This window comes from Spirulina sp. CCY15215 (genome assembly GCF_016888125.1).
Taxonomy (GTDB): Bacteria; Cyanobacteriota; Cyanobacteriia; order Cyanobacteriales; family Spirulinaceae; genus CCY15215.
This window is the reverse complement of sequence record NZ_JACSWA010000555.1, coordinates 54,177-65,972: the sequence shown is the minus strand read 5'-3', so window position 1 is coordinate 65,972 and position 11,796 is coordinate 54,177. Positions and strand designations below refer to the sequence as shown.

Here is an 11,796-nt window from a genome sequence, read left to right as displayed (position 1 = left end):
GCATTGCACCCCTACGGTAAAACGATAGAATTGGGAGGTTTTGTAGGGGTAAAAAATTGATGTTGGGGTAGGGGCGTATTGCTTATGCCCATTTCCGATATGCACTCAACATTTCGATTTCGTATGGAAATGTTTAATGTGGCTTCAACTTGAGAGGGAGAAGCCGAAGCAATGAAAAGACAAGGATAAACGGCGGTTTGCCAATCTAAATAGCTCAAAACCTTACAGCGATCGCCCGTTGGCTGAAATTGAATCTTTAAAGAGTCATGGGCGATCGCGACAATATCAAAATGCTGTTCCCCTGGTTGAGAATAAAGGGGAAACCCCGATCGCGGACAAATAATTTCCGTGGGAAAATTGCTCAATTCTCGAACAGTACGCCCTAATAATAGGAATTGCCCTAATAATCGCTCTTTTTCTCGGGCGATCGCCCCACTTTCCGCCACCAATTCTACCCGAGCCTGAAATAGCACGATCGCCACAGTCTCAAGCAGACTGGGAAAACCAGGGAGTAATTGCGACTGATGTTCGAGGAGGTAAGGAGAAGGCGAGGTAAGATGAACGTGAATATTTAACCCCGTGGTTCTATCCTGAAATTCTTTTAACATTTGCCTGTAGGGGTTTGGTCTCCAAACCCTTAGTTTAGTCTCCAAACCCTTAGTTTAGTCTCCAAACCCTAATGCGTAAGTCCTAGTTAATTTGTAGCACTCTTTGAGAACGCCACTTTTAGGAAAAAATGTCGAGGCGATCGCAAATCGATTCAACAATTGCCAGAAATCGGACTAAAATCGATAGAGGAGATGCTCTAAAAAACGCGATCGAGGAAAGCGAAAATGGTCAATTTCGGGTGGAACTCAGCCAGTATTCTCGGCCTTTTCTTGGCCGTATCGGGAGCAGGATTATACTTTCTGCGCTCTGTACGTCCGGAATTGTCGCGAGATTACGATATATTCTTTTCTGCCGTAGGACTCGCTTGCGGCGTAATTCTTTTATTTAATGGCTGGCGACTCGACCCCATTTTACAATTCAGTCAGTTTTTACTCGCTGCATCTACCGCATTTTTTGCCTTTGAAACCGTGCGTTTGCGCGGTTTAGCCACAGAACAAGCCAAGCGCGGGACCCCGATCGTGGATGACGATCGCCCCGTCAGTCGCTCTTATAAGGCGTATAGGGAGCCGGGTTATGAGGAACTCGAACCCGAGTGGGAAGCGCGAGTCAACCGCCGTCAATTAAGGGGTAGTCCCGAGGGTCGTTCTGAGTATGAAGAAGAGTCCCGACGCAGCCGTAGCAGGGGAATAGATGATCGCGAACCTCCCCGCAGCAGTCGTAGCAGTCGCAGTTCTCGGCCATCTCCCCCACCCCCCCCATCTTCCCCATCTTCTTCTAGGGAAAGATACCGCGATCGCCCTTCTTCTCGTCCCGCCAAGAATGAAGTCTATCCCGATACCGATCGCTACTCGGATAACTATGATGAATGGGAAGATGACTGGGAAGAACCGGGAAGGGATCGGGAACCTCCTGCTAACTACGACGATCGCCCCTCCCGAGAACGTCCTTCTCGCCGTCCTCCCGTTAGCGATCGCAACCCCGAAACCCCAAAGCGATCGCGGCCGAGTCCTTCTCGTCCTTCCTCTCCTACTCCTACTCGCGGCAGTTCTTCTCGTCCCCTCTATGAGGATGAAGAACCTGCTCCCTATGTTGATTATGTGGACTATAGCGAGGCGAGAGACGACAGAAACGAAGATTTTGATGATTTTGAAGGTTCTGACGAGGAACGCGCTGATTTTGATGATTTCGAGGGTTCTGATGCAAGCGATCGCTATGAAGATCGCAACGATAGCGATAATGATGAAGACTGGGAAGAAGATCGCAAAAAAGGCGATCGCTTTGATTACTAAGCGAGGTTTTTTCGGCTTATTTCTGGCGATCGGTCTGCTGAGTGGCTGCGGAGACTCGACTCCCCAACTGGGTTCGGTTTCCCTCAACAGTCGCTATAACGACCAAGAACCTGCTCTAAGCGGTGATGGCAAATTGTTGGCTTTAGTCACCAATAGAAATGGAATTTCGCAAATTGCTGTTTATAGCTTGCAACAAAAACGCTTTTTGGATTTACCTGGCTTAACTCGGAAGAACCAAATTGCGGAAAGTCCCAGTCTCAGCAGAACTGGGCGTTATTTGGTTTATTTGGTCAGCGATCGCGGTCGTCCGGCGATCGCTTTTTACGATCGCGCGATCGCCAAAGCGGATATTTTGACGACTTCCTACCGAAATTGGATTCGCAATCCTAAAATTAGTCCAGATGGTCGTTATGTTGTCTTTGAAACGTCTCGTCGGGGTCAATGGGATATTGAAGTGTTAGATCGCGGACCCGATATTGAGTTGGATGTTATCGATGGCACACCGTTATTTTAGTGGCAATGGGGGTCTTTATTAAATTGCTGAAACAATATTTGAGAGTTTTAGTTATTTTCTCGACTATTTTGGCCGGGAGTTGCGGGGGATATCCGCGACTGTTGCAGTTTCCTTACGATACGGGAGGCCGGGGTTTAAATAGTCCCACGGTGGAACTGATGCCTCATATTTCTGATGCTAATATTGTTTTTGTGTCCGATCGCAATGGTTCTCAAGATGTCTATTTATTTGATGCCGATCGCCGTCAATTGGTAGAGTTGCCAGGCTTAAATTCTTTAAATGCGATCGCCTCAGATCCGTCTATCTCTGAAGATGGTCGTTATATTGCTTTTACTTCCAGTCAATTAGGTGTTTCTGATATTTATCTCCACGATCGCGAAACAGGATTAAATCTTAATTTAACGAAGAGTTTACAAGCAGAAGTGCGCCGTCCCAATATTAGTTCTGATGGTGCTGTGATCGCCTTTGAAGCCAATCGTAACGGACAATGGGACATTTTGATTTACGACCGTTTTGGCAAGGCGATCGACTAAATAATTAGGATTTACCCATTAGCGGGCAAGATGCCCGCACTACTATAACAATAATAGAATACGGGAGTGGGAGCGTCTCGCTCCTTGGCTGCGTAAGTCCTAATAATATCTTTTAATTCCACACTAATTTTTGCCCACAGTGGGTAATTCTTCGGGTTGAGAAAAACTAAAGTCATTGAAAGAAACATTGGTAAAATAAGCCTTGTTCTCTTTTTGATAAAAAAGAACCAGAGTTTCGCGATCGATAACTTTGTATCCCAATATTCTTTCGATCTCTGTCAATATTTCCCGATATTCTAAACCATCGGGTTTGCTGAGAGCAATAGAGAATGAATCATTATTATTCAGGGTTTTATTCTCGTCCGTATCTTCTTTAACGATAGAATATAAAATCGCGAGAACGGGGTTGGGTTGACTTTCTAGCGTAGGTTCTGCAATTGTATTATCGCTAATAATTAAATACTCATTACTCTCGAGTAACCAGTGTCTTTTCCCCGTTTCGCTATTAAAAAAGAGAAAATTTCGAGTTGAGTCCGTTGTTTTCTGATAGGAAGGGCGATCGTAAGATTGGTGAGAAGAAAGCGGAAGCATTAAATAAGGGGTTGCAGTTATTTCTCTAACTTCTCCAAAGCGCAAGTCTTCTTCAATTTTACTCTCTTGATTAAGATTAACAACATTACTAACTTGACGTTCCCTCGTGACACTTCCTAGAATACTGATTGCAGAAAATGCCAGGACGGCGATCGCCAATAGTCCCGCACCCATAATTATAATGGCATTGAAGCGCCAAATCAAACGAAAAACTTTATTCTCTTCCATGACAATAATTGGGGTTGAAATTTTTGGTTTATTAGTCTTCTCCTTATATTAAACAGCAATTTCAGTCTTTTCCGAAGAGAATTAGGTTTTACTTTGATTATATAATATTTGGGTCATACAACAAGCAAATATAATATCGGGAATCGAGAAGGTGCTTTAACGTGAAAAAGAAAGAATTTGGGGATTTTCAAACTCCTTCTGTCTTAACTCAAGAGATTGTAAAACTTCTTCAAGAATATCGAATACAGCCTGATATTATTATAGAGCCTACTTGTGGTCTTGGTAATTTTTTGCAGTCAGCTTACGAATATTGGCAAGATCGCCCCAAGTATTTTGGCTTTGAACTTAAGCAAGAATATTTTCAATATTCTACTCAGAAATTTGCCTCCAAAATCTAACTTTCAAGGTAACAATGGTTTAGCTGCTAAAACAGGGAAAGCTAATTTTGATATTGCTGAATGGATAATTATCCATCTATTAGAATCAGTCATCAATTCTCAATGCTATTTGACTGTACTGTGTAAAACTTCTACAGCCAGAAAGTCTCTGTTTCACTTCTGGAAACAAAACTTAAATATAGGTCGCGCTCAATTATATTTGATTGATGCTAAAAAACATTTTCAAGCTACGGTTGATGCTTGTTTATTGGTAGTAGATTTATCAGCAAAATCCTGTAAACAATCTGCTATAGTTTATTCTTCATTGAGCGATCGCAAGAATATTCTCTATGAATTTGGTTTACGAGAAGGAGAAGCGATCGCCAATTTAACTAACTATGCAAAATACAAGTATCTTGATGGTTATTCTTGTTATAAATGGCGTTCTGGAATTAAACATGATGCAGCAAAAGTGATGGAACTTTCATTAAAAGAAGGGAAATTAAGTAATGGTTTTGGAGAAACTGTTGAAATTGAAGAAACTTATCTTTATCCACTCTTAAAATCATCAGATATTGGTAATGGGCGATCGATTGCAAAAAAGTATGTGATAATAACGCAGAAATCCTTACAAGATAACACGAAAGAAATTAAAATTCATGCTCCTAAAACATGGGATTATTTATCCAATTATTCTACAATTCTTGATAATCGTAAAAGTTCAATTTATAAGAATAAACCGCGTTTTTCGATCTTTGGGATAGGTCAATATAGTTTTTCTCAATGGAAAGTAGCAATTTCAAGTTTATACAAAAATCTTAATTTTTCCCTTGTTCATCCTAGCGATCGTAAGCCAACAATGCTTGATGATACTTGTTACTTTATCTCTTTTGATTCGCGATCACCAGCAGAATATTGGGTTAACTGTTTGAATTCAGAAGAATGTCAAGAGTTTCTCAAATCGTTAATCTTTTTTGATGCCAAGCGCGTTGTTAATGTTGACATATTAATGAGGATTAATTTGAAAAAGCTAGGTGATTATGATATTTTATAACTAAATTTTTAATTAATGGTTGCCAAAATAATTGTTTATTGAAAAGCGCGATACCATCGAGCCAAACGATCAGGAGAAACCCCGATAAAATATCCTAAAATAATAACTTGATTGATCGCTGTTGTCTTCAAAACACCTAATTTCTGCCAGCGACGACTGGAAGTTAAAACTGGATGAGGGACAATACAGATGCGTCCTACTTTTCTCAATTGACGCACAAATTCAAAATCTTCCATTAAAGGAATATCAGGAAATCCTCCCAAGTCTTGAAAGGTTGTAGCTTTTAAAAATAAAGATTGATCTCCATAAGGAAGAGAACAGTAATGCGATCGCAAATTTACCATCTTTTCTACCCAACGCAAAGCTCTCATTTCTCCTGCAATTTTCAACTCAAAAGCCCCCGCAATAGCCTGCGATCGCCCTAGGGTATCTTGCACCATTTTGGCATATCCTCGAGGCAAATGAGTATCAGCATGAAGAAACAGTAAAATTTCCCCCGAGGCGATCGCAGCACCAGTATTCATTTGTTTTGCTCTTCCTGTTTGAGGAGAAGAAATTGTTATTGCACCACATTCTTGAGCCAATTTCAGGGTATTATCTTTACTCCCTCCATCAACAACAATAATTTCTAGAGAAGGATTTTTTTCGAGAGCAAGTAACGTTGCTTGAATTGTTTTCGCTTCATTCAAAACGGGAATAATAATAGAAATCACTATCGGTTAATGGGTAATAAAGAATTGTATAGAGTATTATGTCTCGTTACGGTTATACTCTATTCACTGGCTAAATGCTATAATAACCCGATGACCAGCAACCCACAACTAAGATGAAGTACAATACTCTCGGTGACAGCGATTTAAGAGTCTCAGAAATTTGTTTGGGAACAATGACCTACGGTCAGCAAAATACAAGACCACAAGCGCATCAACAACTTGATTATGCTGTGGAACGAGGGATCAACTTTATCGATACCGCAGAAACTTACTCGACTCCCATGAACCCCAAAACTCAGGGAAAAACTGAGGAATATATTGGAGAATGGTTAGTCAAACAGCAGCGCGATCGCCTTATTATCGCGACAAAAGTTGCCGGTTATGCCCCACAATTATCATGGATTCGAGAAGGGAAAAATCATCTCAACCGTAAGAATATAGAACAGGCGATCGAGGCAAGTTTAAAGCGTTTAAAAACCGATTATATCGACCTCTATCAAATTCACTGGCCCGATCGCTATGTTTCGCTTTTTGGACGGGCTAATTATGATATTGCTAGTAGAGGAGAAACCGTTCCTATTCAAGAACAATTAGAAGTATTTGCCGATTTAATTAAAGCAGGAAAAATGCGCTATCTGGGTTTGAGTAATGAAACACCTTGGGGAGTTTGCGAATTTTCTCATTTAGCTAAACAATTGGGATTACCCAAAGTTATCTCTATTCAAAATTCATATAGTTTACTTAACCGGGTTTTTGAAATTCATCTTTCTGAAGCCTGTTACGAGAATAATATTAGTTTATTGGCTTATAGTCCCTTAGCTTTTGGTCATTTAACTGGGAAATATTTAGAGGAAATTCCAGCTAATTCTCGGGTCGGTTTGTTTCCCAAATTTGACGATCGCTATCAAAAAACAAATAAGATTGAAGCTGTAACAAGTTATATTGAAATTGCCAAAAAATACGATCTAAGTCCAACACAAATGGCTTTAGCTTTCGTGCGATCGCGTTGGTTTGTCACCAGTACCATTATCGGTGCAACAACAATAGCACAATTACAGGAAAATATCGATAGCCTAAACATTGAATTGAGTCAAGAAGTTTTAACAGAAATTGACGAAATTCAGGCTCGTTATCCTAACCCAACACCTTAAAAATTATCAATTATCAATTACAAATTATTAATTACAAATTATTAATGAACAATGAAAAAGAGCGCAAATTCTAACTATAAATACCAAGTGGGGGGAACTCTTCCCAGTGATGCCAAAACTTACGTACTGCGTCAAGCAGATAGTCAACTTTACGAAAGACTCAAAGCAGGAAACTTTTGCTATGTTTTGAACTCTCGACAGATGGGAAAATCGAGTTTGCGCGTTCGCACAATGCAACATTTACAAGAGGATAATATTCTTTGTGCAGATATCGATTTAACTTTAATTGGTACTCAAAATGTAACTTCAAAAGAATGGTATGGGGGCATTGTTAGTTGTTTGCTAGGATGGTTTGAGTTGGAAATTGATGCTGAGGAATGGTGGCACAAACGAGATATTATTCCTCCTTTACAACGCTTAGATAGATTTTTAGAAACGGTTTTGCTTCCTCAAATTCCTGAAAAAATTGTTATTTTTATTGATGAAATTGACAATGTTTTAGGACTAGATTTTAAAGATGATTTTTTTGCATTTATTCGTGCCTGTTACAATAAAAGAGCCGATAATCCCGAATACAATCGTTTAACATTTTGTTTGTTGGGAGTTGCTAAACCTACCGATTTGATTGAAGACCAATATAGAACGCCATTTAACATCGGTTATGGCATTGAATTAAAGGGTTTTGAATGGGAAGGAGCAAAATCTTTGGTTAGTGGTTTAGTCGGCATTATTCGCTATCCACATTTTGCCCTCAAAACTATTCTTGATTGGACAGGAGGACAGCCTTTTTTAACTCAAAAACTCTGTCAATTATTACAAACTCATGCAGGAAATATTTGTTGGGAATTTAGCAAAGAACAACAAATTGAATGGATCGATCTAGTCATTTATACTCATCTCATCGAGGGCTGGCAAACTCAAGATGAGCAAGAACATTTTAATACAATTTGCCGTCGTCTTCTCAGCAATCCCAAGCGAAATAGAACATTAATTTCTCTTTATTGGCAAATTTTACAAGGGAGAGAAATTACGAGCGATCGCACTCCTGAAAAACTAGATTTGCGCTTATCGGGTTTAGTGGTGGAACGGGAGGGAAAATTACAAGTTTATAATCGCATCTATGCTGCTATTTTTAATCTTGATTGGACAACCCAAACTTTAGCTCAATTATGTCCTTATGGTAAACAATTAGAAGAATGGGTAGCCTCTAATTGTCAGGAAACGACGCATCTTTTAAGAGGGCAAAGTTTGCAAGATGCTCTCACATGGACTAGCGATCGCAGTTTAAGCGATCGCGATTACCAATTTTTAACTGCAAGTCAGATTTTAGAACGTCAAGAAGTCCAAAATGCTTTGGAAGCATCCAAACAAGAATCCATTGCGATCGCACAAAGTTTAGTGGGCAAAATCAACAATCCTCTTATTGTTTTAAAAGCAATTTTATCTTGGACTAATGGACAACCAAATTTAACGCAAAACCTCTGTAAATTTGTTCTTCTTCACCCCGACTCATTAAGGCAGGGTGATGTTGTTGAAAATATTAATGAAATCGTGCGATCGCAACTGATCGAAGGTTGGGAAAACAGCAGTGATGAAGAAATAGCCCAACCTTTAAGACAATTGCGCGATCGCCTATTATCTGACTCGGAAAATGCCCTGGAAAACTTACAGACATATCGTAAAATTTTAGAGAGTTCTACCCTTGAAAACCCAGAAAAAGTAATTCCATTAATCGATCTCGGGCTGATATTACGAGATGGCGATCGCTTTCTGGTGACTAATTCTCTTTATCAAGAAGTATTTAATCTAGAATGGACAGATCAAAAACTAGCCCTACTCGAAAAAGGATTAGCCCGAGAACAACGCAAAAAAGCCTTAAAAACAGCCGCATGGGGAATAATTTCGGCAATATTCTTAGCTTTAGGAGCAACCTTAATTTTAACATGGTCTACTCTGACGGATATTTCCGATCGCTTTATTCCACTGTCAACAATTCCTCAACCAGAAAATTCCTTGATTTTAGCGGGAATTTTACTAAGTTTAATTGTAATTTATTTAATTGCTAAAATTGGGGGAGAACTATCAAAATGGCTGGGATTTCCTGCGGTATTGGGAGAACTTATCGGTGGTGTTATTGTGGGAGGAAGCGGACTCCATTTACTCGTTTTTCCTGAAATTGGAGTCGGTTATTCCTTTTCGGAAATCATGACTTTTCTGGCTGCAACAACTCCCATGAATTCAGCAATGGCAGAAACTGTCTTTCAAGGGCAAAGTCAAGTTGTTTCCATTCTAGCAAATTTTGGCGCAATTATTCTGCTTTTTGAAATTGGTTTACAATCTAATTTGCATGAATTGTTAAAAGTTGGGCTGAAGTCTTTAACGGTTGCTTTTGTGGGAGTCATTTTACCTTTTACCGCAGGAACATTGGGACTCATGTATTTATTTGAAGTTGCTCTAACTCCTGCATTATTTGCCGGGGCTGCGTTAACAGCAACCAGTATTGGAATTACCTCGCGAGTATTATCAGAATTAAAAATTAAGGATAATCCCAATGCTGAAAATGCACTCAATTCTCCAGAAGGAAAAATTATTTTAGGGGCAGCAGTTTTAGATGATATTTTAGCAATTATTATTTTAGCTGTAGTTACTAGCTTAACAAAGACAGGGTATCTTGAAATTGGACATTTAATCTCTCTTAGTCTGGGTGCATTGGCTTTTTTAGTTAGTGCAATTTTCTTAGGTCGTTTATTTAATAATCTTTTCATTAGCCTTGCCGATCGCCTCAGCGCTGGAGGTCAATTAATCGTTCCTACACTGACTTTTGCACTCCTGTTGGCTTATATTGCTCAAGTTTTAGAATTAGAACCCATTCTCGGTGCATTTACAGCAGGATTAGTATTTAAAGAAACCAATCAAGGACAAACCTTACAAAAACAAATTGCTCCAATCGCCGATCTACTCATTCCTGTCTTTTTTGTAACCATTGGTGCCAAAGCCAACTTTTTAGTTTTATTGCCCAATTATCTCGATAACGATCGCCGCTTATTAATGGCAGGATTTTTAATTTTAGTTGCTATTTTGGGTAAAATTATTGCTGGGTTTACAGTTTGGCAAGAATCAAAATTAAATCGTTTAGCGATCGGCATTAGCATGATCCCCCGAGGAGAAGTTGGATTAGTTTTTGTTGGAGTGGGTTCGGCTATTGGAGTATTACCAGAATCTTTAGAAGCAGCTATAGTTTTAATGGTTATTTTGACCACTTTTTTAATGCCTTTTTGGTTGCGTTTGATTTGGAATGGATCGTAGGGGTTTGGTCTCCAAACCCTATGGTCGATAAATTTTACGAATGGTGCGATCGCGTTTAATTTCCACAACTAAATCGGTTAAAATAGGATTGTGAATTAAAGGAGTAATAAACAATTCTGGGTGTAATGCCTTCCAAAAATATTCCACAAACTGCTCGATTTCTTCATCTTTCATGCCTCCTCTTCCTGTTGCTTTCATCTTCTGTTCTGCCTCTGTACGCCACTGTTTGCTGAGGCGATAGTCTTCGGGGAATAATATCATTAAGCGATCCAAACGATGCCACAATGCCACATAGTCGAAGAGGCGATCGTTCATATCTTTAGCAAATTGAATATCTTCAGGAGTATTGATCGGATCTGGGGCATTTTCAAAAATACAATTATCGGGAACGGGACGCACCCCCACAAACCAACCTTCAAAAATAATAATATCAACAGGATTAATTACTTCTGGCTGGGCTTTATCTCCGGCACCTTGGCAAGCAGATTTATCAAAACGAGGAACGATAACTGGCTTACGTCGCTTGGTTTGACGCAATTTATCTAATAGGTCTAACCCAATTTCCACATCATGAGTTCCGGGGGGACCTCGCCAAACCAAACGCGGATCGTAGCGTTGTAATTGCTGGCGTTCGATGTAGGATTTGTAGAGATCGTCAAGGGAAAATGTAACGCTAGTATAGTCCAGTTCCTCCAAAATTAGACCCACGACTTCTGCCAGAGTTGTCTTTCCTGTTCCCTGTCCCCCCAAAATGCCCTGAACAACGGGTCTATTTAGTTTTTGACGTTCGCCAACGAGTTCGAGAGAAAGGGGTAGCCACAGGTTCCAGAGAGTCCGCAGAATGGTTTCTTCTTTATCCGTTAAACCCATGTCTTGACAGAGTTGTAAGACATTGGGGGCAACAGTATGGAATAACTGCGATCGCGCTTCTATTTGCTGGCGATCGCTTTGTTGATCCAACCCAAATGCTTGATTGTAACTAGCATTGGCTAATTCTTCAGCAATAATATTTTTGTAGGCTTCCACAGTTATTAATTTATCCATGAAGGAATAATAATTTTTCTCCTCTCCCGGATCTCAGGAATTGAGTTTGAAGGCTTCGAGAATAAAACCAAAGGCAATACCAATTTTAAAGGCATTAAGGGCATCCCAAAAAAAGGTTAGTCTTGTTGTTGTCCGCGATCGCGCCATTCGTTCTCGAGTATAGACAAAACGGTTAATCAGTTCGATCGTTAAAGTACAGATCGCGGCGGCGGAAACATCTAAAATGGAAAGTTGTCCCGTCGTGCTAGTAATGGCACTAGAGGCAAAAAAGCCGACAAATAAAGCAAGGAGAATAATGGAAATGCGCCGCCAAGGGTTGCCGATCAGTTGCAAAATGCGATCGCCTAGCGCATTCGTAATACTATTCAAACGAGTATTTTGCATTTT

At 40.0% G+C, this 11,796-nt stretch carries 12 protein-coding genes; 7 read left to right on the top strand and 5 right to left on the bottom strand.

All coding sequences use genetic code 11. From position 1 onward, the window contains the following. Window positions 1-11: 11 nt before the first annotated feature. Window positions 12-608 (bottom strand): hypothetical protein, encoded by a 597-nt coding sequence (locus JUI58_RS19400; protein WP_204105457.1) that lies wholly within the window; start codon window positions 606-608, stop codon window positions 12-14. A 225-nt stretch (window positions 609-833) separates the two neighbouring features. Here JUI58_RS19400 and JUI58_RS19395 point away from each other — a divergent pair, with 225 nt between their 5' ends. Genes JUI58_RS19395 through JUI58_RS19385 form a run of 3 tightly spaced genes read left to right on the top strand, consistent with a single transcriptional unit; the run spans window position 834 to window position 2,945 of the window. After that, window positions 834-1,898: a Ycf66 family protein gene (locus JUI58_RS19395; protein ID WP_204105456.1), complete on the top strand. Its 1,065-nt coding sequence runs from the start codon at window positions 834-836 to the stop codon at window positions 1,896-1,898. Continuing rightward, on the top strand, window positions 1,849-2,412 hold the full coding sequence (locus tag JUI58_RS19390; protein ID WP_204105455.1) for a PD40 domain-containing protein: 564 nt from the start codon (window positions 1,849-1,851) through the stop codon (window positions 2,410-2,412). Before JUI58_RS19395 ends, JUI58_RS19390 begins: the two co-directional genes overlap by 50 nt. A gap of 5 nt (window positions 2,413-2,417) precedes the next feature. Continuing rightward, on the top strand, window positions 2,418-2,945 hold the full coding sequence (locus JUI58_RS19385) for a PD40 domain-containing protein (RefSeq protein ID WP_204105454.1): 528 nt from the start codon (window positions 2,418-2,420) through the stop codon (window positions 2,943-2,945). A gap of 123 nt (window positions 2,946-3,068) precedes the next feature. Here the strand turns inward: JUI58_RS19385 and JUI58_RS19380 are convergent, their stop codons facing one another. Then, window positions 3,069-3,764 carry a hypothetical protein gene (locus JUI58_RS19380; protein ID WP_204105453.1) on the bottom strand — a complete coding sequence of 232 codons (696 nt, stop codon included), beginning with the start codon at window positions 3,762-3,764 and terminating at the stop codon, window positions 3,069-3,071. A 161-nt stretch (window positions 3,765-3,925) separates the two neighbouring features. Here JUI58_RS19380 and JUI58_RS19375 point away from each other — a divergent pair, with 161 nt between their 5' ends. Together JUI58_RS19375 and JUI58_RS19370 are read left to right on the top strand one after the other, a co-directional pair. Beyond that, window positions 3,926-4,162 carry an N-6 DNA methylase gene (locus JUI58_RS19375; protein WP_204105452.1) on the top strand — a complete coding sequence of 79 codons (237 nt, stop codon included), beginning with the start codon at window positions 3,926-3,928 and terminating at the stop codon, window positions 4,160-4,162. Beyond that, on the top strand, window positions 4,146-5,195 hold the full coding sequence (locus tag JUI58_RS19370) for an SAM-dependent methyltransferase (protein WP_204105451.1): 1,050 nt from the start codon (window positions 4,146-4,148) through the stop codon (window positions 5,193-5,195). The genes JUI58_RS19375 and JUI58_RS19370 overlap by 17 nt, the downstream gene beginning before the upstream one ends. Before the next feature lie 35 nt (window positions 5,196-5,230). On the opposite strand, the gene JUI58_RS19365 is transcribed toward JUI58_RS19370, so the two are convergent. Continuing rightward, window positions 5,231-5,908 (bottom strand): TIGR04283 family arsenosugar biosynthesis glycosyltransferase, encoded by a 678-nt coding sequence (locus tag JUI58_RS19365; protein WP_348539926.1) that lies wholly within the window; start codon window positions 5,906-5,908, stop codon window positions 5,231-5,233. Window positions 5,909-6,021: 113 nt separating this feature from the next. Between JUI58_RS19365 and JUI58_RS19360 the strand changes: the two genes are divergently transcribed. Both JUI58_RS19360 and JUI58_RS19355 read left to right on the top strand, forming a co-directional pair. Beyond that, on the top strand, window positions 6,022-7,059 hold the full coding sequence (locus JUI58_RS19360) for an aldo/keto reductase (RefSeq protein ID WP_204105450.1): 1,038 nt from the start codon (window positions 6,022-6,024) through the stop codon (window positions 7,057-7,059). A 51-nt stretch (window positions 7,060-7,110) separates the two neighbouring features. Beyond that, on the top strand, window positions 7,111-10,365 hold the full coding sequence (locus JUI58_RS19355; protein ID WP_204105449.1) for a cation:proton antiporter: 3,255 nt from the start codon (window positions 7,111-7,113) through the stop codon (window positions 10,363-10,365). 18 nt (window positions 10,366-10,383) lie between these two features. Here the strand turns inward: JUI58_RS19355 and JUI58_RS19350 are convergent, their stop codons facing one another. Then, window positions 10,384-11,409 carry a glycerate kinase gene (locus JUI58_RS19350; RefSeq protein WP_204105448.1) on the bottom strand — a complete coding sequence of 342 codons (1,026 nt, stop codon included), beginning with the start codon at window positions 11,407-11,409 and terminating at the stop codon, window positions 10,384-10,386. Window positions 11,410-11,442: 33 nt separating this feature from the next. Beyond that, entirely contained in the window at window positions 11,443-11,793 is a 351-nt protein-coding gene (locus JUI58_RS19345; protein ID WP_204105447.1) for a DUF565 domain-containing protein, read from the bottom strand. Between the last annotated feature and the right edge of the window lie 3 nt (window positions 11,794-11,796).

Bases quoted from the DNA above. Each gene is read 5' to 3' on its own strand.
- JUI58_RS19355 (WP_204105449.1), top strand. From the start codon at position 7,111: ATGAAAAAGAGCGCAAATTCTAACTATAAATACCAAGTGGGGGGAACT.
- JUI58_RS19395 (WP_204105456.1), top strand. From the start codon at position 834: ATGGTCAATTTCGGGTGGAACTCAGCCAGTATTCTCGGCCTTTTCTTG.
- JUI58_RS19400 (WP_204105457.1), bottom strand. From the start codon at position 608: ATGTTAAAAGAATTTCAGGATAGAACCACGGGGTTAAATATTCACGTT.
- JUI58_RS19380 (WP_204105453.1), bottom strand. From the start codon at position 3,764: ATGGAAGAGAATAAAGTTTTTCGTTTGATTTGGCGCTTCAATGCCATT.
- JUI58_RS19350 (WP_204105448.1), bottom strand. From the start codon at position 11,409: ATGGATAAATTAATAACTGTGGAAGCCTACAAAAATATTATTGCTGAA.
- JUI58_RS19345 (WP_204105447.1), bottom strand. From the start codon at position 11,793: ATGCAAAATACTCGTTTGAATAGTATTACGAATGCGCTAGGCGATCGC.
- JUI58_RS19390 (WP_204105455.1), top strand. From the start codon at position 1,849: ATGAAGACTGGGAAGAAGATCGCAAAAAAGGCGATCGCTTTGATTACT.
- JUI58_RS19360 (WP_204105450.1), top strand. From the start codon at position 6,022: ATGAAGTACAATACTCTCGGTGACAGCGATTTAAGAGTCTCAGAAATT.
- JUI58_RS19385 (WP_204105454.1), top strand. From the start codon at position 2,418: ATGGGGGTCTTTATTAAATTGCTGAAACAATATTTGAGAGTTTTAGTT.